The 17,869-nt window shown below is 38.3% G+C and carries 20 protein-coding genes; 7 read left to right on the top strand and 13 right to left on the bottom strand.

The genetic code is table 11. The features are described from left to right. Positions 1 to 41 precede the first annotated feature (41 nt). The 8 genes from ABGT15_RS07245 to ABGT15_RS07210 all read right to left on the bottom strand — a co-directional run bounded on the left by ABGT15_RS07245 (position 42) and on the right by ABGT15_RS07210 (position 5,460). Positions 42 to 314 (bottom strand): DUF4242 domain-containing protein, encoded by a 273-nt coding sequence (locus ABGT15_RS07245; protein WP_367230768.1) that lies wholly within the window; start codon positions 312 to 314, stop codon positions 42 to 44. A 210-nt stretch (positions 315 to 524) separates the two neighbouring features. Next, positions 525 to 1,583, bottom strand: coding sequence for a nucleoid-associated protein (locus ABGT15_RS07240; protein ID WP_367230767.1), 1,059 nt, complete (start codon positions 1,581 to 1,583; stop codon positions 525 to 527). A gap of 79 nt (positions 1,584 to 1,662) precedes the next feature. After that, a complete protein-coding gene (locus ABGT15_RS07235; protein ID WP_367230766.1) occupies positions 1,663 to 2,211 on the bottom strand; it encodes an IS1096 element passenger TnpR family protein in 549 nt (182 codons plus the stop codon). Between the two features lie 86 nt (positions 2,212 to 2,297). Further along, positions 2,298 to 2,687, bottom strand: coding sequence for an SMU1112c/YaeR family gloxylase I-like metalloprotein (gloA2, locus tag ABGT15_RS07230; RefSeq protein WP_367230765.1), 390 nt, complete (start codon positions 2,685 to 2,687; stop codon positions 2,298 to 2,300). Beyond that, a complete protein-coding gene (locus ABGT15_RS07225; protein WP_367230764.1) occupies positions 2,674 to 3,288 on the bottom strand; it encodes an HPP family protein in 615 nt (204 codons plus the stop codon). The genes gloA2 and ABGT15_RS07225 overlap by 14 nt, the downstream gene beginning before the upstream one ends. 3 nt (positions 3,289 to 3,291) lie before the next feature. After that, positions 3,292 to 4,572 carry a chloride channel protein gene (locus ABGT15_RS07220; RefSeq protein ID WP_367230763.1) on the bottom strand — a complete coding sequence of 427 codons (1,281 nt, stop codon included), beginning with the start codon at positions 4,570 to 4,572 and terminating at the stop codon, positions 3,292 to 3,294. 86 nt (positions 4,573 to 4,658) lie between these two features. Further along, positions 4,659 to 5,009 (bottom strand): MmcQ/YjbR family DNA-binding protein, encoded by a 351-nt coding sequence (locus ABGT15_RS07215; protein ID WP_367230762.1) that lies wholly within the window; start codon positions 5,007 to 5,009, stop codon positions 4,659 to 4,661. A 1-nt stretch (position 5,010) separates the two neighbouring features. After that, positions 5,011 to 5,460: a YciI family protein gene (locus ABGT15_RS07210; RefSeq protein WP_367230761.1), complete on the bottom strand. Its 450-nt coding sequence runs from the start codon at positions 5,458 to 5,460 to the stop codon at positions 5,011 to 5,013. Positions 5,461 to 5,628: 168 nt separating this feature from the next. On the opposite strand from ABGT15_RS07210, the gene ABGT15_RS07205 reads away from it, so the two are divergent. The 7 genes from ABGT15_RS07205 (at position 5,629) to ABGT15_RS07175 (ending at position 12,995) form a co-directional block, all read left to right on the top strand. Then, on the top strand, positions 5,629 to 7,782 hold the full coding sequence (locus tag ABGT15_RS07205) for a TonB-dependent receptor (RefSeq protein ID WP_437125356.1): 2,154 nt from the start codon (positions 5,629 to 5,631) through the stop codon (positions 7,780 to 7,782). A 250-nt stretch (positions 7,783 to 8,032) separates the two neighbouring features. After that, entirely contained in the window at positions 8,033 to 8,665 is a 633-nt protein-coding gene (locus ABGT15_RS07200) for a tetratricopeptide repeat protein (RefSeq protein WP_367230759.1), read from the top strand. Between the two features lie 55 nt (positions 8,666 to 8,720). After that, positions 8,721 to 10,058, top strand: coding sequence for a histidine kinase (locus tag ABGT15_RS07195; RefSeq protein WP_367230758.1), 1,338 nt, complete (start codon positions 8,721 to 8,723; stop codon positions 10,056 to 10,058). A gap of 2 nt (positions 10,059 to 10,060) precedes the next feature. Beyond that, complete coding sequence (locus ABGT15_RS07190) at positions 10,061 to 10,366, top strand: 2TM domain-containing protein (RefSeq protein ID WP_367230757.1); 306 nt, start codon at positions 10,061 to 10,063, stop codon at positions 10,364 to 10,366. 4 nt (positions 10,367 to 10,370) lie between these two features. Beyond that, a complete protein-coding gene (locus ABGT15_RS07185) occupies positions 10,371 to 10,694 on the top strand; it encodes a 2TM domain-containing protein (protein ID WP_367230756.1) in 324 nt (107 codons plus the stop codon). A gap of 46 nt (positions 10,695 to 10,740) precedes the next feature. Further along, complete coding sequence (locus tag ABGT15_RS07180) at positions 10,741 to 12,231, top strand: ArnT family glycosyltransferase (RefSeq protein ID WP_367230755.1); 1,491 nt, start codon at positions 10,741 to 10,743, stop codon at positions 12,229 to 12,231. An 11-nt stretch (positions 12,232 to 12,242) separates the two neighbouring features. Then, on the top strand, positions 12,243 to 12,995 hold the full coding sequence (locus tag ABGT15_RS07175; protein WP_367230754.1) for a LytR/AlgR family response regulator transcription factor: 753 nt from the start codon (positions 12,243 to 12,245) through the stop codon (positions 12,993 to 12,995). Between the two features lie 4 nt (positions 12,996 to 12,999). Here ABGT15_RS07175 and ABGT15_RS07170 read toward each other — a convergent pair whose 3' ends face one another. The 5 genes from ABGT15_RS07170 to ABGT15_RS07150 form a co-directional block, all read right to left on the bottom strand. Continuing rightward, the gene (locus tag ABGT15_RS07170) at positions 13,000 to 13,734 is read right to left on the bottom strand and encodes an alpha/beta hydrolase (protein WP_367230753.1); all 735 of its coding nucleotides are present in this window, start codon (positions 13,732 to 13,734) and stop codon (positions 13,000 to 13,002) included. Between the two features lie 4 nt (positions 13,735 to 13,738). Then, entirely contained in the window at positions 13,739 to 14,758 is a 1,020-nt protein-coding gene (locus ABGT15_RS07165; protein WP_367230752.1) for a COX15/CtaA family protein, read from the bottom strand. Positions 14,759 to 14,825: 67 nt separating this feature from the next. Then, a complete protein-coding gene (locus ABGT15_RS07160; RefSeq protein WP_367230751.1) occupies positions 14,826 to 16,244 on the bottom strand; it encodes a CCA tRNA nucleotidyltransferase in 1,419 nt (472 codons plus the stop codon). A 109-nt stretch (positions 16,245 to 16,353) separates the two neighbouring features. Then, positions 16,354 to 16,923, bottom strand: a complete 570-nt coding sequence (locus ABGT15_RS07155; protein ID WP_367230750.1) for an L-threonylcarbamoyladenylate synthase — start codon at positions 16,921 to 16,923, stop codon at positions 16,354 to 16,356. A 5-nt stretch (positions 16,924 to 16,928) separates the two neighbouring features. Then, the gene (locus tag ABGT15_RS07150) at positions 16,929 to 17,864 is read right to left on the bottom strand and encodes a glycosyltransferase (RefSeq protein ID WP_367230749.1); all 936 of its coding nucleotides are present in this window, start codon (positions 17,862 to 17,864) and stop codon (positions 16,929 to 16,931) included. Positions 17,865 to 17,869 lie beyond the last annotated feature (5 nt).

The following is a 17,869-nucleotide window of genomic DNA, read 5'->3' as shown; positions in this document are numbered from 1 at the left end:
ATGAAGACCTTCTGCATTTAGTTACAAACTAATATAAAGTGTTATTCAGCGGTTGTCGGATCAATAATGTTGGCGACTTTACTTACTGAATTTGCAGGGAAGCCACCTTGTCTGGCGTGTTCCCGAACCATATCTTCATCTGGTGCAATGTAAACACAATAAATCTTATCTTCGGTTACATAACTGTGCAGCCACTGGATTTCCGATCCCATTTTGCTCAATACACTGCGTGAAGTTAAGGAAATTTCTTTTAATTGGTCGGGAGTCAGGTTTCCGGCCCCAGGAATTTCCCTTTCGATTACATATTTCGGCATAATTTTAAAAATTAAATTAGTCCTACTCGTATGGCTTTTCGGTTTTGCCCCGTTTTTTAGAGTGAGTCCGGCTTCACATTTTACAATAAAGGGGCGAAGTAAGTATTAGGATGTTGTATAGGTATCAATTAACGGAATTAACTATCAAATTTAAGAAAAAATCCCCAAACATTGCTGCTTGAGGATTGTGTATTTTGTTGAAAATCAATACTATGATTTATTTTCTTTGTTGAAGTATACCAAGTAGTAATACATTTGTTTTTCTTCGTCCCAGCCTTTTTCGACAAATTTTTCGGCACTTTCCGGGTTGATGAAATCCAGTTTAATCTGAATGTTGGTATCCAGCTCAATCACGTTTTTCATTTTTTTGCGGGCATCGGAAACGGCTGCGTTGGCAATCGGAAAAGTTGTTAAATCTTCAATGCTGTATTTTTCACCTTTATCCACTTTGTAGTTTTTGAATTCCGAAATCAAATCCGGGTTGTCGATTACTTCATTAAGGAATAAAGATTCTTCAAAGTTGTCGTTTTTCGCGAAGTGATTTACAGCGCGGTTCATGAACATTACTTCTTCTTTTTTGTCTTCTGCTGGTAAAACTACTTCTTTAGCAAAGTCCTGACAGAATTTCAAATATTTCTTAGTGATGAAGTTCTCATCCTGAAAAGCATCTACAGAAAGGAAATGCTCTAACCAATAGCGCGCATCATAACGGTTGCTGTCTACCGTTAAAATCTTATAGCCTTCTTCTTTTTTGTAGTTGAAAATCAAACAGCCTTTGTCCAATTTGTTCAGGTTGATTCCTTGTTGCAGGATCATATCCAGGTTGGCATCTTTTTCTTCAAACTGAAGGAAATCTGCCTTTAACTCACTTTTGAAAACACCGATGGCGTCCACCACATTGTTGTCAATAGATACATTGGTTAAATACGTCACATAAACTTCTCCGTTTTTAATGTGCGGATGGTTAGACTGCTCAAACAAATGCTTTGTAATTTTTTTAGTAACCTCATGCACACTGCCCGGATTGGCAAAAATCTCATTGGCAAAATTGTACATTTCGTTGTAATCCAAATCCACATCGTGCGCAAACTGATAATAGTTCTCTTCCTTGTCACGGAATGGTTTAAAGAAAAATTCCTTTAAAAGAGGCATGATTTCATCGTTCAGGTTGTAAGGCTGTTCCGAAAGAAAAATTGCTTCATTACGGCTTTTGTTTCCAACACGGTGGATGGAAAGGTTGTCGATGTGGGTGTTGAACAAGTTGATCATTGCTGTGGTATTTTAGATGAAAAAACCAAGAAGAAGAAAGGTCTAAATCTTGGTTCTAAACAATTAGTATTGATATTTTTTAGTTCCAGTTGTTGTCCTCGTAGCCAAAGTCTTCAAACGAATCGTCGCCGTCAAACATGTCGAAGTCTTCTTCATCGAAATCGTCTTCATAATCCCCGTAGATATCATCTTTGGAAACATTTGGCGATTTGAAATCGTTTGTTGGAGCATCAGTAGGCAATTCACCGTGTGCAAAAAGCAACTCGGGATACGAAACACCTGGTTCTTCCGCCTCAACAGCAGCCAATTCTACAAAAAATGTCCACATGTTCAGGAAATCGTATACGTAAATGATTTTAGTATCGTTTTCATTCAAAATAGACGAAAGCGGATAATCGGCCATGATTTTCATTTCTCCGGGAACATCGCCGGCATCAAACATAGGAATTTCTTCCTCCTGAGTCCAGGCATCGTCACACGTATAAAAGGAAGCCATTTCCATACCGTCAAAACCGAAAGCATTCACGATGGCATTGTGTAAATCTTCTAAAGTGTCGTCTTCAAGGATGGCAATATCGCGGAAAACATCTTCTTCGGCATCTAATATCACTCTAAACTTATAAACCATGATTTGTGTATTTTTTGGAAAGGTCAAAGGTAAAATTTAATTGCGAATTACGAATCCGGAAATGCGAATTGTTGATAAGATTTTAATCAGCTCGCATAGAATTCGATAGGTAAATCGTCCGGATCGGCAATGAAGAAAAAAGGTTTTCCGGTGTATTCATCGATTCTGATGAGCTCAGCGTCAATGTTCTGAGAAAGGATTAAGTTCCGTGTTATTTCAATATCATTTACTTCAAAAGCTAAATGACGCAATCCTGTTGCTTCCGGCCTCGAAACACGCTTTGGCGGATTAGGAAACGAAAATAATTCCAGAACATAAATTCCGTTTAAAGCCAAATCCAGTTTAAACGATTGACGTTCTTCCCGATAAATTTCCTGAATAATCTCCAGCCCTAATATTTGGGTGTAGAAAAATTTTGATTTTTCATAATCGGAACAGATGATGGCGGTATGATGAATTTTATTAAGCTGAAGCATTTTTATTCAAAGTTATTTTACGAGCGATTTTCTTTTTAAACTTTGTGAATTTTTTGTTGGTCGGATATTGACGATTCGAGGTTAAATTGTTGAACACTAAAGCTACTGCCAAAAGAATTACAGCACCGCTTAAAACCGGAGAAAGAACATACCAATAATCTAATTCCAAAATAGCAGGTGAGCCGGTCACGGCAATTAAAGCCGTTGCACCACCTGGAGGATGCAGAGTTTTTGTAATTTGCATTAAGACAATCGCAGACGCTACGGCAACGGCAGACGCGAGCCAAAGCATATCCGGAAAAAATTTAGCAGCAGTTACCCCTACAATGGCTGAAATTACATGGCCACCAATCAGGTTTCGCGGTTGCGCCAATGGGCTTTGGATCACACCATACACCAAAACGCAGGAGGCTCCGAAAGAGCCAATTAAAAACACGAAATCTTCTTTGGGAAAAGCATCGTATTGTAAATAAGCAATAATTCCCATGCCTACAAAAGCACCCATGAAAGCCCAGAAATGTTCCTTGAAATCGACCAGAGTTTCCTTGTAGAGTACATACTTGGCCTTGCGGTAGTTTCGCTTTAGGTGTTTGGTTGGCATACGTTATTGAACGGTTTTAGGCTGATAACTGTAAACGGTATAGGGACAAAGCAATTGGGCTGTGGTTTTGGAAATCAAACACACTACAAGAATAGGGAAAAACAAGGTGTAATCGTTTATCAATCCGCAAATTAAGAATAATGCTGTGAAAGGAGCATGAATACTGGCACTCAGCATGGCAGCCATTCCTATGATCATGAAATTGAGCGGAATAACATTTGCATCGAAAAAAGTGTTTAAAACCAAAGCGGTTAAAAGACCTAAAAAAGCTCCGAGAAACATACTTGGAGCAAATACACCACCGTCGCCACCGGAAGCGAGTGTTACCGAGGTAATAATCGGTTTTAAGAGCAGAATGCCAATCAGGCTAATGGTGAAAGACGTGGTTAAAACAACAGATTCTGCATTGGCAAAAATGGTTTTTACCGCATGATAACCTTCGCCATACAACTGGGGTAAAAGCAATAACGAAGCGCTTATAATTATAGAACCAAATATAATTTTTATGGAGTGCTTTTTAATAGCAGCAAACTTATTTTTTATATAAATTACCGATTTGGTCAGATAAACCGAATGAATTCCAGCCATTATTCCCAGTAGCAGAAAATAAGGGAAGGCATGCAGATGCCAATTAGAAACCGAAACTTCAAAAAGCGGTTTTTCATCTAAAATGAGTATAAATCCATAAGCAATTGCTACCGAGAGGGTTGTGGTTAAAGCAAAAGCCTTGGTGATTTTTTTAGAGATAACTTCAAAAGCAAAAAGAAGTCCTGCAATGGGACTGTTGAACAAAGCAGTAATACCAGCTGCAATTCCCGCACAAATGAGTTCTGTTTTATAGCGATTGAAGAGGTTTTCTTTTTGTTGTGCAACAGAACCTATAGCAGCGGATGCGACTACCGTAGAAACTTCAATCCCGGTAGAACCACCAAAAACAACGGTGAGTAGCCCATTGAAAAAGTGGGAAGGCACTTTGTAAACCGGTAATTTTTTATTTGCGTTATCACGAACTTCAAAAATTTCTTTAATCCCTTTATTTTCTTTCTTTTTGAAAAGGTACTGACGTAAAAAATAAATAACAAAAAGCCCAAAAGCAGGAAAAATTAAGAAGAAGACCCAGTTGAGGCTTGCTTTGTGAAATAAAATTTCTTCATAATGCTCCGTCAGACGTTTTAAGGAAACGGAAAGGAAAGCGCACAAAAAACCAATCAAAACGGAAGCAATGCTTAGTTTTTGCAATTTGATGAGCCTATAGTTTTTGCGGATTTGTGCAGTTTTAGTCATTTAAAATTTGAAGTAAACGGAATTTGAATCACAAAAATAAGCATCAGCTAAAGAAAAAGGCAACACAAAAACGTTAAAGTTCAATTTCAGGATAATTCCAGCATTTTTTTAACTTTTGCTGGTAATTTGTCTTTCACCAACGTATACGATTGTGTAACATAATGTTTCCATTCTTTGGCCGATAAAGTAGTAATGTCTTCTACCAGAATCCATTTGTAACGGGCAACATATGGAGCAGGTGTAAACTCTTTTTTGGTAGAAAGTTCGTCGAATTCTTCCGGAGTTACCTTAAACGATGCTGAAGTTGGCGATTGGTTCAAACCCACAACACAAAACATTTTTTCTCCGATGCAGAAACACAAATCGTTGCCCCATTTTACATCTTCTGTTACATGCGGAAACGAGGTACACAGTTGTTGCAGTTCTTCAATGTTCATTTTAAATTTTGGTTTTGGCGATTTTGTCATGCATTTTCGAAATCTCCATTAAAGAAGCACTGCTGTACCATGGCGTTAATTCTACCTCAAATATTTTGGCTTTAACTGCAGGATCCGTTTCCACTAATTTCTGAGCTTCTTCTACAGTGGCACAATTGAAGATGAAAATCCCGCGATAGTTTCGGTCGTTTTTCATGAAAGGCCCGGCCACCACCAGTTTTCCTTCTTTTGCCAAACGGTTAATGTTGTTCATATGCCCTTCAAAGTATTTTGCTTTTTCTTCTTTGGTTGCTGTAGTGTTGGAACCGGTTTTCAGAATACAAAACACGTAGGTCTTCATGCCATATTCATCAGCACCCAGTTCTTTTGCCAGTTTTTCATCGTAAGTTGAATTAGTTTCCTGAGCAAATGCCGAAAGACTTATCAGTAAAAGAAATACTATTTTTTTCATTGTTTGATAATTTTAGGAATATCAAATGTACAAATTACTTTGCAACTCAGCCACTCAGTAATTCAGCCACTCTTTTTACAGTTCATCCTTAAAAAAAGACAGTTCAGTATTCTTTTTTATCTTCGGTTAAAATTCTGATAGAAATTTGTCCTATCAAATTCAACCAAAATGAACAGGTTTTTTACATTTTTAGTATTTTTTTTCAGCCTAAGTTTGATGGCTCAGACTACAGTAACCGGAAAAGTTACGGATCACAAAGGGAAGCCGGTAGAAGGAGCCAATGTGTTTATTGAAGGCGCGTACGACGGAACCACCAGCGATGTCACCGGCGATTTTTCATTCACGACAACCGAAAAAGGCGAACAGACTTTAGTGATCACTTTCCTAAGTTTTGAAACGACAAGAATTCCGATTGTTATGGAAAGCTATCAACCCAAAACGTTTAAATTAAGAGAAAGTGTAAATACATTGGATGCCGTAGTGATTTCGGCAGGAACTTTTAAGGCGGGCGATAATTCCAAAGTATCGGCATTAAAACCTTTGGATATTGTGACTACTGCCGGAGCTGCCGGTGATATAGTAGGTGCACTGCAAACTTTACCGGGAGCCCAAATTGTTGGAGAAAGCGGAAGGCTTTTTGTACGGGGAGGGGAATCAGATGAAACACAAACCTATATTGACGGCATCCGTGTGGCTCAACCATACGGTGCAACGGCAAACAACTTGCCAACGCGTGGTCGTTTTTCCCCATTTTTGTTTAGTGGAATGACATTTTCCACCGGAGGTTATTCGGCGGAATTTGGCGATGCGCTTTCCAGTGTTTTATTATTGAACACTATTAATGAACCGGATGATGAACAAACCCACATGTCGTATATGACGGTTGGTTTAGGGTTGAGTAATACGCAAAAATGGAAAAAAAGTTCGTTGAGTTTTAATCTGTCATATATCAATTTAAAACCGTACCAGGAAATTATCAAGCAACGCGTGGATTGGAATAAACCGTATCAGTCGATGTCGGGTGAAACTGTTTTTCGAAGACATTTTGAAAACGGATTGTTTAAATTGTATGCGGCTTTCGATCATGCCACTTTCGATTTGAATCAGAAAGATATCAATGCTCCTGAACCTGTCCGGGTAGACACCAAAAACGATAATTTCTACCTGAATGCTTCCTACAAAGGGAGTTTTGGATTGGGTTGGAGTTTGCAAAGCGGAATCAGTTTCGGGTACAGTCAGAACAAAATCGGTTTGGATTTGGATCAGTTGAGAAATAGTGAAAATGCCTCACACATGAAGCTGAAACTAACCAAAAAGTTTTCCGAAAGAATCAATCTGGCTTTTGGAGGCGATTATTTTATTACCGATTTTGACGAAAACTATAACGAATATTCCTATGGCGATTTCAGAACGGGGTACCGAAACAATGTAGCCGCGTTTTATGCCGAATCGGATATTTTCTTCTCGAAAAAATTTGCGGCTAAACTTGGGGTAAGAGCCATGAACAGCGATTTGATTGATCAAACTGTTGTCGATCCGAGAATTTCACTGGCCTACAAAACCGGTAAAAACGGACAGCTTTCGTTGGCTTACGGGGATTTTCACCAGAATCCGAAACAGGATTACCTGAAATTTCATTCTGATTTTAATTATGAAAAAACGTCGCATTATATTTTAAACTATTTGTATGCCCACAACCGGAGAACATTAAGAGCTGAATTGTTTTACAAAGATTATTCCGATTTGGTGAAATACGATACGCAAATGCCAATGTATAACAGTATTTACAACAATAACGGATTTGGTTTTGCCAAAGGCCTGGATGTGTTTTGGAGAGACAGCAACACGTTTAAACATGTGGATTATTGGATTTCCTATTCGTATATTGACAGCAAACGGGATTATAAAAATTATTCGGCGGAAGTTACACCGGGTTTTGTAGCGAATCATACGTTATCGTTAGTCGGTAAATACTGGATAGAAGACTGGAAATCGCAATTGAGTGTAACAAACAGTTTTGCCACGGGCCGTCCTTACAACAATCCGAACCAGAGAACGTTCATGAACGGGAAAACCAAAGAATATAACAGTTTGAGTATGAGTTGGGCTTACCTGTTATCGCCTCAGAAAATTTTGTATTTTTCCGTATCGAATGTTTTGGGAAGAGATAATGTTTTTGGCTACCAATACGCTAATTCACCGGATTTGGCAGGGCAGTTTCAGCGTCAAGCGATAACACAACCCGCAGACCGTTTCTTTTTCATCGGGTTCTTCTGGACGATTAGTAAGGATAAGACTAAGAATCAGTTGGATAATTTGTAGGGGAAGGTGTTATGGCGCTGAGGTGCTTAGGCGGTGTAAAATGAGCCTTATTGTCTTTAAAAAAATAGTAAATAAAACCTTAGCGCCTTAAAAAAAACACTTCATCCTCAAAATTCGACAGTTCGGTAAACATAAATTTAATAGGAATAAAAACCGAAATACTTTTGGAGTATAAATTAAAAGGGTTCAATCATCAATCGAATCACAACAAATTAAAAAGAAGACATTAACAACTTAAAAAATTAAAATCATGACTAGAATTATCACATCATTAGTATTATTTATCTGCGGATTGGCTTTGGCACAGGCACCGTCAGCGCAGTACGAACAAGGAATGGGGAAAGCACTGAAACTTTGGAGTGAAGGAAAAGGAACAGAAGCCACAGCAATTTTCGAACGCATTGCCTCAGTTGAAAAAAACAATTGGTTGCCTAATTATTATGTGTCGTTAATCAATACCATTGAAACGTTTAAAGCACAGGATAAGAGTAAAAATCCAGCGTTGTTAGATAAGGCACAAGTTGCTTTAGACGATGCTACGGCGGTAAGTCCGAATAATCCGGAATTAATGGTGGTTCAAGCGTTAATCTACACTGCTTGGATAGTTCAGGATCCGATGACCAACGGGATGAAATATTCCAGCAAAGCCATGGAGCAGTATTATAAAGCACAAGCACTTGCACCTGAAAACCCGAGAGTTGTGTTTTCTAAAGCGGAATTTGAAATTGGAGGTGCCAAATATTGGGGAACCGATACAAAGTCAATGTGTGCTGAAGTAGAACGTTCTATCGGACTTTTTGCTAAATTTAAACCGGAAACACCATTTCATCCGAATTGGGGATTGGAAAGAGCAAAAGAGGTGTTGGCGACTTGCGGAAAATAATAAGCGAAACGGAATAAAGGTTGGTTTTTAATCCGTAACCTTAAACGATATAGTAATGAACAAATATTTAAAAGAGTTTTTAAAATCGATAGGCATTGGATTGATTGTCTTTGTAGTCTTGACGTTTTTAAGCTGGCTCACCGGACAAAATATTGCTTTAGACAACAACTTGTTGATGAATTTGCAGTACACTTTGCTGTATTCCGTGTGTCTGTATATGACGAATTCTTTTATATTTATTTTTTTGGATAAGGTTTTTGCCAACAATCGTTTTACTTTTAAAAGGGTACTGATTGGTTTCATAAGTTCCTTTGTAGTATCTGTTTTTACGATTTTTTTATTGCGGATTTTTGAAGAAGTCGTTATCGAAAGAGACACACTGGAAGAGTTTATAAACAATGAGAGAGCTGCCAATTACTTGGTTGCCACGATCATAACATTCATTATTACACTGATTGTTCATTCGGTTTATTTTTACCGTTCTTATCAGGAAAATCGTGTAAAAGAACAGAAAATCATTGCGGGGACTGCTTCCGCGAAATTTGAGAGTTTAAAAAATCAGATCGATCCTCATTTTCTGTTCAACAGCTTGAATGTATTGAGTTCTCTTATTGAGGAAAATCCGGAAAGCGCTCAAAAATTCACATCGTCATTATCAAAAATTTACCGTTATGTTTTGGAACAACGTGATAAAGAATTGGTAAGCATCGAAGAGGAATTAGCATTTGCCAAAACGTACATGAACCTTTTGAAAATGCGTTTCGAAAACAGTATTTTTTACGAATTGCCGGAAAAAGTGAATAACCTGGAAGCTAAAATAGTTCCCTTGTCCTTGCAATTGCTTTTGGAAAATACCGTGAAACATAATGTGGTAAGTGAAAAAAAGCCGCTGAGAATCAGAATTTTTGAAAAGGATAATTGCTTAATTGTTCAAAACGATTTGCAAAAGAAAGAAGTATTGAAAGACCGGCAAGGTGTTGGTTTGCAAAATATTATCAGCCGCTACGCTATTCTGACAGACCGAAAAGTAAACATCACACAAAGCGAAAAAGAATTTACGGTGGAATTACCGCTGTTAACCAAACAAGTAGGAATCATGGAAACATCATATAATTATAAAGAAGAATCAGCTTATTTCAGAGCTAAAAAAAGAGTGGAAGCCATTCGCGGGTTTTACGGAAGTTTGTTGTCGTATTGCGTGGTCATTCCGGTATTAGTATTCATTAATCTGAAATTCTCCTCCAAATTCCAATGGTTTTGGTTTCCGATGCTGGGTTGGGGAATGGGCTTAATTTTCCACGGGTTCGGCGTTTTTGGATTAGGGGCCAATTGGGAAGAACGAAAAATTAAAGAACTTATGAATGAGGATGCCAAAAAACAAAATTGGAAGTAATTATGGAAACGAATTATAACGATAGGGAAAAATACGAAACCGCTAGAAACCGAGTAAAAGAAATTAAAGAGTTTTACAGCCATTTGTTAGCCTATGTGGTGGTGAATCTGTTTCTGATGGCGGTTAATTTACTCACATCGCCGGAACATCTTTGGTTTTTCTGGCCGATGTTGGGCTGGGGAATCGGAATCACGGTTCATGCCATGAAAACCTTCAATTTTATGCCTTTCCTTGGGAGAGATTGGGAAGAACGCAAGCTGAAAGAATTTATGGAAGAAGAAGAACGTCGTAAAAATCAAATCAAGTAAAAGTATGGAAAATTATAACGACAATTTCGATGAACGCTATCAGGCAGCAGAGAAACGCGTAAAAAGAATCAAAGGTTTTTATACACATCTTTTGGCTTATGTGGCCGTAAACATCATGATTGTGATTTTAAACATCAGCAACCTGAAACCCGGAGAAAGTTATTTTCAGTTTGAGAACTTTTTTACCGCCTTCTTTTGGGGAATCGGCTTATTGGCACATGGAGTTAGCGTTTTTGGTCATCATTTGATCTTCGGAAAAGGTTGGGAGGAACGAAAAATCAAAGAATTCATGGAGAAAGATAAAGAGTTACACGACAAGTGGGAATAATTTTACGATATGAAAGAAAAGATTTAGTTTTGACTAAAAGAGTTTCATGAAAAAATATTTGCCCATTGTTCTGATCTTATCATTAACAAAATTATTGATTCATCTTGTTGCGAACCGAAATTACGGTTTTCAGCGAGATGAATTGCTGCATTTATCTGTTAGTGAGCATCTTGCTTGGGGTTATATGGAATTTCCGCCTTTCATTGCTGTTGTTGGAAAATTGGCTCATTTCTTGTTCGGGTATTCGCTTTCCGGAGTTCGTTTGTTTTCAACCTTGGCAGGTGTAGCAATTTTAATATTGTGTTGTTTGATAGCAAAGGAATTAGGCGGAAAACGTAATGCCATTATGTTAGCAGGAGTTTCTGTACTGGCTTTTTTACCTTTTTTCCGAAATCATACGTTATTTCAACCGGTAGCTTTCGATCAGTTTTTTTGGACGTTGGCATTTTATTTTCTGATTAAATATTTCAATACCAAGAACGAAAGATTTCTCGTTTGGCTTGGAATTACAGCCGGATTGGGTTTGATGAATAAATATACTTTTGTAGTTTGGGGATTGGGAGTTGTTATCGGGTTGATGTTTTTTGAGAAAGGTAAGTTGTTTAAAAACAAATGGTTGCATGTTTCCGGAATCATTGCTTTGTTGATGGTTTTGCCCAACATTATCTGGCAGGCGAAACATCATTTTCCCTTGTTGATGCACTTAAGGCAATTAAAGGAAAGCCAGTTGGATGAAATGGGGCCATACGACTTTGCACTCGAACAATTAAAATTTCCGTTTACTTTACTTATAAGCTTGATAGGTTTATTCGCGAGCTTCTTTGATACCGAATTGCGAAAATACAAAAGCATTGGCATAGCAGTTTTGGTTGTGTTTTTTGCCATGTGGCTGTTGCAATCCAAAGCGTATTATTTCTTTGTGATTTACCCGGTTTTATTTGCTTTAGGTGCGGTTAAAATAGAGAAATTACTAAGCCGAAAACCCATTTGGAATTATGCTGTGGTTTTGGTGTTAATCGTTCCTGTAATTTATTTTATTCCGATGGCTACCCCTGTTTTGCCTATTGATACCTTTGTGCATTATGCTAAACTGCAACCGGAAAAAGACGGCAGAATCATCCTCACTGACGATTATGCCGACATGTTCGGATGGGAAGAACAAGTAAAACTTGCCGATAGTTTATACAATTCACTTTCTAAACCGGATAAGGAAAAATGCATCTTTCTTGCTGAAAATTATGGCGAGGCTGGAGCTTTGAAAATATTAGGAGATAAGTACAATCTTCCTGATCCTGTTTCCCGACACGGTAGTTTCTGGACTTGGGGGCCGGGTGATAAAAAAGGTGACGTTTGCATCAGTATTGGAAATGAAGAAGAGGTTGTCCGTAAACTCTTTGAAGATTGCAAACAAATCAAAATCATTACTCATAAATACGCTATTGACGAAGAGAACAATATTCCCGTTTACGTTTGTCGTAAGCCTAAAAAAGATCTCCAGCAACTGTGGCCAGAGCTTGAACAATATATTTTTGAATAAACCTCCAACGTATGAATATCATCATCATCGAAGACGAAAAACCGGCAGCGCGCCTGTTACAACGAAAAGTAGAAAAATTAGGGCTGAATGTAAACACCATGTTGCATTCGGTGGAAGAAGCGCTGGAATGGTTTCAAAACAATGTTCATCCGGACTTGATTTTTCTGGACATTCAGTTGTCGGATGGTTTGTCGTTTGAGATTTTTGAAAAGATTGATATAAAAAGCGCCGTGATTTTTACTACTGCTTATGATGAATACGCTTTACGCGCTTTTAAACTGAATAGCATTGATTATTTATTAAAACCGATTGATGAAGACGATTTGGAAGTGGCGGTCAATAAATTTAAAGCCCGAAATCAACCTCAGAACTTATCGCTGGATTTTGAAATGATTAAGAAGATGCTGGTCAATCCAATCGATAAAAATTACAAGAAACGTTTCACTGTGAGAATAGGTCAGCAGTTAAAATTAATCAATGTGGAAGAAGTCGAATGTTTTTTCAGTGAAAATAAAGGAACCTATCTGCACACGTTAGACAATCGCAATTACCTGTTAGACGGAACTTTGGAGCAACTGGAAACCGAACTCGATCCGAAGGATTTCTATCGCGTAAGCCGAAAATTCATTGTGCCGATGAAAGCGATTAAAGAAATTCAGCTGCACAGCAATTCCCGTCTGAAGGTTATTTTACCGACGTTCAACGATGATGAAATAATTGTTGCCCGCGAACGCGTGAATGATTTTAAGGAATGGATCGGGTAGTAGCTTATTTTAGATATTGGTCGATGAGGCGGCAATAATTGGCTTGCATTTCGGGAGCAATGTCGTGTTGTAAGTTCTTATAGGTGTTTATTGTGGCGTTAAAATTGTTTTGTTTTAAGATTTCAATATGATTCTTGGCTACATCAATCTTTACAATGGGGTCATCTTCACCATGAAAGGCAATTATGGGCGAACTTTTTTTCTTATCGCGTTTTGTTATTATGCGGTTGTCAATGGTCGCAAGTAATGGGCAGGCAAGGCTTATCAGTTGATTGTATTTTATTCCAATGTAATAACTTAAATCGCCACCCTGTGAAGCTCCAACAATAATGGGTTTTGTATTTGAAGGGTACTTTTTTACTGCAGCTTTTATAAATTTGGCAAGTCTGTCACCTTCTTCACTAAGTTTTTCCATCTTCGCATCATCATTCATTTTGTAATAATTATCAGGGGAAACCGGGAAAAAGGAAAACCCTTCCTTGTACGGATAGGTGCCCTGTAATAATATGATTCGGGCTGGTTTTTGTACAGTTTTTATATAACCGAAAAACTCATCAGGGGTAGATCGCATCCAATGCATTGCGATAATGACGGGAAGCTTAGAAGCTGTAGAATCGGCATTGACTATTAATTCTTTGTACTTGAATCCCGCCAACTCTTTAATTGTATTTTGAGCATTTGTAGGCTGGAAAATAAAAAACCAAAAGAATGTAAAAGTTTTAAAAGCCAAATGTTTCATATGGTTACAATGTGTTTTTGTTTACTTGTTTTGCTTCCAGAATCATATAAAATTGTACTCCGAATAATAACGAAGCTAAGACCAAATGTATTGTCTGACTACCAAAAGGAAAATGCATGTAGTACATCGCAACACCAGAAAGTACTTCGGCAAACAACAACAACATTACCCAATTGATTTTATTGAAACCTAAATTCAAGCGCTTGTTTCTCAGATATAAAAAGAAATTGGCAAATAAAACGATAAACGAAAACGTGCGGTGAAAGTAGAAACTCAATTCCGGTTGGCGTAGCCAAAGGGTTTCATTGCCGATGCCGGATTTTACTTGTTCGTCTACAAACTGACGCACCTGGGTTCCTAAAACTACTTGAATCAACGTAAAAAGTAACGAAATCCAAAGGATATTGCGGAACATCGGATTAAAAATTTTATCTGAAGTAACCGGTTTTGCCAAACGAATAATGTATAAAATCACCGCAACAATCACCAGTGCCATTACCATGTGAATCGTAATTTTTACCGGATTTAAAACGCTGTATACCACAGTCGCACCTAACCATGCCTGAAAACCCATCATGAAAACCACCAGCCAGGAAAACAACGTGATTTTTTTATCTTTTTTCCATTGTTTGAAGGAAGCAATAGCCATGGCAAAACAAGCCATTCCTGCCAATGCGCCAAACAAACGGTTAATGTATTCCACCCAAGTATGCGTTGGATTGAAAACAGCATAATCATGTTTGGTATATTTCTCCCAATGTGAAGCGTCAAATTCGCTTCCAGTGGTAAAAGTTTCTTTGGCAACCCATAAACCTTCGTCTTTAATGATTACCTGTCCTTTCTTGAATTCGTGATTCTCGCTCCAAGTCAACTCTTTAACATCAGTTGGAGGAATGTAATAGCCGAAGCATTTTGGCCAGTCCGGACAACCCATTCCGGAACCCGTCATACGAACCAGCGCGCCGGCAATGATTACGAAATAAACTAAAACTAAAGCGGTTTTGGCAATTTTATTAAAGTTCATGATGATATGGTTTCTTCGTTATGGGTACAAATGTCATGGGTTTTCTTTCAAAAGAATATGATAAATGTTAGGTTGCTTTTTTCAACCCCATTTTTTCAGCTTTCATCAAAACAAAATCGTACGCAGCTTGGTATTCATTCGGAATTTCGCCTTCCAGAATGGCTTCTTTTACAGCTTCCTTTAAAACCCCGATTTCCCGTGAAGGTTTTAAGTTGAAAAGCTCCATGATTTCTTCTCCGGTGATAGGCGGTTGAAACACACGAACTTTGTCGCGCTCTTCCACTTCCACAATTTTCTCGCGAACGATTTTGAAATTGTTATGGTATTTCTGAAATTTTTTCGGGTTTTTGGTGGTGATATCGGCTTCGCACAAGGTCATCAGGCTTTCCACATCTTCCCCGGCATCAAAAACCAAACGACGTACCGCCGAATCGGTAACAATATCCTGTGCCAGAACAATCGGACGGGAACTCATCATCACCATTTTCTGAACAAATTTCAGTTTTTGATTTAACGGCATGTGCAAACGCATGAAGATTTTCTTCGCCATTTTTCCGCCTAAAAACTCATGGCCGTGAAAGGTCCAGCCTTGTTTTTTGTTGTATTTTTTGGTAGGCGCTTTTCCGATGTCGTGCAACAAGGCCGACCAGCGTAGCCAAACGTCATCGGTATTCGGACAAATATTATCAACTACTTCTAACGTATGATAGAAATTGTTTTTATGGGTGTGACCTTCTACTTCTTCCACATTGTTTAACGCGGTCAATTCGGGAAGGATAATGTCTAATAAACCGGTTTTGTACAGTAATAAAAAGCCAACGGATGGTTGTTCCGACATTAAAATTTTATTTAATTCGTCAACAATACGTTCGCCGGTAATAATGTTAATGCGTTCTTTGTTTCGGGAAATAGCTTCCAACGATTCCGCTTCGATTTCAAAATGCAGTTGTGATGCAAAACGAATCGCGCGCATCATACGCAAAGGATCATCCGAATAAGTAATATCCGGATTTAAAGGCGTTCGGATGATTTTGTTTTCCATATCCTGCAATCCGTTGAAAGGATCTACTAAATCTCCGAATGTGGTTTCATTCAGCGAAAGCGCCAAAGCATTGATGGTGAAATCGCGTCGGTTCTGATCGTCTTCCAAAGTACCGTTTTCCACCACAGGATTGCGACTGTCAAAATGATAGCTTTCTTTTCGGGCACCTACAAACTCGATGTCCATGTCGTTATAGCGCAACATCGCCGTTCCGTAGGTTTTAAAAACCTGAACCTTTGGTTTGTTTGGCAGTAATTCAGATACTTTTAAAGCGAGTTCGATACCGCTGCCCACCGCAACAATATCGATATCTTTTTTATGGTCGCGTTGTAAAATCAAATCGCGTACAAAACCGCCGATAACATAACTGTCAACGTTAAGTTCTTTAGCCGCTTGTGCAATGATTTTGAATATTTTATCTTGTAATGCTTCTTTGTAATTCATGCTGAAGTTTAAAGTTTAAATGTTCAGAGTTTAAAGCTGTTAGGCCAAACTGTAAACTGATAAACTGTGACTGCGACTGTCCTGAGCGTAGCGAACTGATGAAGTAAAACTACTTTCTAATAATTTTCACTTGACTATCGGATGTTAATTTGATAATCGTGGAAGGTTTGTCGCAAATTTTATCTTGGTGCAAATTTACCACATAGTCCACACCTTTTAAAATTTCAGGACTGATTTCTTTAAAGGATTTTGGCGTAGGCTGGCCGGAAATATTCGCCGAAGTGGAAACCAATGGTTTTTTCATGCGTTCCATCAACTTAAAACAAAAAGCTTCGTTAACCAGTCGAACACCCAAGGTTTTGTCTTCTGCAATCACATTTTCGGCTACATTTCGTGGGTTGTCAAGGATTAAAGTAGTTGGTTTTTCGGATAAGTCGAGAATCTGCCAGGCTACTTCCGGAATGTCTTTGAAAACGTTATACATCATGCGGTCGGAATTCATCAGTACAATCATGCTTTTGGTTTCTTCGCGTTGTTTTAAAGCATAGATTTTTTTAACGGCTTCCGGATTAGTAGCATCGCAACCGATTCCCCAAACCGTATCCGTAGGATAAAGAATAATACCACCGTTTTTAATAACCTCGAAAGCGTTATGTACTTCTGTGTTGATGTCTTGCATGATTTTTAATTTAAAGATTCACCGTCTAAAATTCGGGTATAAGCTTCCAGATAGTTTTCAGCCATTTTTTTGGAATTGAAATTTTCTAACGCATATTCATGACACCGCTTCGGAGAAAAATCAAAGGTGTTTATTTTAGCCGAAATTTCATCAATGTTGTTACTCAAGAAGCCAACTTCAGGTAAAACCAATTCCGGTAAAGAACCCAATGTAGAGCCGAAAACCGGGCAACCGGCATACATGCTTTCAATAATGGCCAGTCCGAAAGGTTCGTGCCATTTTACAGGGAAAATAAGTCCTTTGGAGTGTTCCATAATGGCCATTTTCTGTGTGTTATTTACCTGCTTAAAGTATTTTATATTAGGATGAAGCGTAAACTGAGGTTTTCTTTTCAGATTGGCCCAAGTCCATTTCTCGCCGCCCATAACCATGAGTTTGTTGTTGGATTTTACGGCAATTTCACATGCTCCTTGCAGATTTTTTACTTTCCAGCTTGCTTTTCCTAAAAAGTGATAATAGTCTCTTTTTTTGGTTAAATCTACTTTTGGGTAATCATCCCATAATAAACCGTTATAAATAAAAGTTTTCCCCTGGTTTCGTAACGCCTGGTTTTTGGAAATGAAAATAGTAAAAGGTTCCGCAACGGAGCCTTCGGGATTGTTACCGTGTAAGGTGTACACAAATGGGAAGGCACAGGTTTCGTCATAAAAACCATTGAAATGAACGATATCCGTATCTTTTGGAATTAGGGTGTTGATCGGGGTGTTGTCTTCCAGAAAAACCACATCCGCAAAATCGCAGTAGGAACCTTTCGGGACAATAAAAGTTACTTTATGACCCAATTTATGAAGTTCATAACCCAATCCCCAAATGACTCTTTCCGTTCCGCCATAGTGGATACTGGGGATGGGGTTTCCGTTATTTATGATGGTAATATTCATTAAAA

This window comes from Flavobacterium enshiense (assembly GCF_040750275.1).
In the GTDB taxonomy this organism is placed as follows: domain Bacteria; phylum Bacteroidota; class Bacteroidia; order Flavobacteriales; family Flavobacteriaceae; genus Flavobacterium; species Flavobacterium enshiense_B.
The sequence above is the reverse complement of the archived record's forward strand: the minus strand, read 5'-3'. Positions and strand labels throughout refer to the sequence as shown.

Coding starts and splice junctions, on each gene's coding strand:
- ABGT15_RS07245 (WP_367230768.1), bottom strand. CDS start 314: ATGCCGAAATATGTAATCGAAAGGGAAATTCCTGGGGCCGGAAACCTG.
- ABGT15_RS07240 (WP_367230767.1), bottom strand. CDS start 1,583: ATGATCAACTTGTTCAACACCCACATCGACAACCTTTCCATCCACCGT.
- ABGT15_RS07235 (WP_367230766.1), bottom strand. CDS start 2,211: ATGGTTTATAAGTTTAGAGTGATATTAGATGCCGAAGAAGATGTTTTC.
- gloA2 (WP_367230765.1), bottom strand. CDS start 2,687: ATGCTTCAGCTTAATAAAATTCATCATACCGCCATCATCTGTTCCGAT.
- ABGT15_RS07225 (WP_367230764.1), bottom strand. CDS start 3,288: ATGCCAACCAAACACCTAAAGCGAAACTACCGCAAGGCCAAGTATGTA.
- ABGT15_RS07220 (WP_367230763.1), bottom strand. CDS start 4,572: ATGACTAAAACTGCACAAATCCGCAAAAACTATAGGCTCATCAAATTG.
- ABGT15_RS07215 (WP_367230762.1), bottom strand. CDS start 5,009: ATGAACATTGAAGAACTGCAACAACTGTGTACCTCGTTTCCGCATGTA.
- ABGT15_RS07210 (WP_367230761.1), bottom strand. CDS start 5,460: ATGAAAAAAATAGTATTTCTTTTACTGATAAGTCTTTCGGCATTTGCT.
- ABGT15_RS07205 (WP_437125356.1), top strand. CDS start 5,629: ATGAACAGGTTTTTTACATTTTTAGTATTTTTTTTCAGCCTAAGTTTG.
- ABGT15_RS07200 (WP_367230759.1), top strand. CDS start 8,033: ATGACTAGAATTATCACATCATTAGTATTATTTATCTGCGGATTGGCT.
- ABGT15_RS07195 (WP_367230758.1), top strand. CDS start 8,721: ATGAACAAATATTTAAAAGAGTTTTTAAAATCGATAGGCATTGGATTG.
- ABGT15_RS07190 (WP_367230757.1), top strand. CDS start 10,061: ATGGAAACGAATTATAACGATAGGGAAAAATACGAAACCGCTAGAAAC.
- ABGT15_RS07185 (WP_367230756.1), top strand. CDS start 10,371: ATGGAAAATTATAACGACAATTTCGATGAACGCTATCAGGCAGCAGAG.
- ABGT15_RS07180 (WP_367230755.1), top strand. CDS start 10,741: ATGAAAAAATATTTGCCCATTGTTCTGATCTTATCATTAACAAAATTA.
- ABGT15_RS07175 (WP_367230754.1), top strand. CDS start 12,243: ATGAATATCATCATCATCGAAGACGAAAAACCGGCAGCGCGCCTGTTA.
- ABGT15_RS07170 (WP_367230753.1), bottom strand. CDS start 13,734: ATGAAACATTTGGCTTTTAAAACTTTTACATTCTTTTGGTTTTTTATT.
- ABGT15_RS07165 (WP_367230752.1), bottom strand. CDS start 14,758: ATGAACTTTAATAAAATTGCCAAAACCGCTTTAGTTTTAGTTTATTTC.
- ABGT15_RS07160 (WP_367230751.1), bottom strand. CDS start 16,244: ATGAATTACAAAGAAGCATTACAAGATAAAATATTCAAAATCATTGCA.
- ABGT15_RS07155 (WP_367230750.1), bottom strand. CDS start 16,923: ATGCAAGACATCAACACAGAAGTACATAACGCTTTCGAGGTTATTAAA.
- ABGT15_RS07150 (WP_367230749.1), bottom strand. CDS start 17,864: ATGAATATTACCATCATAAATAACGGAAACCCCATCCCCAGTATCCAC.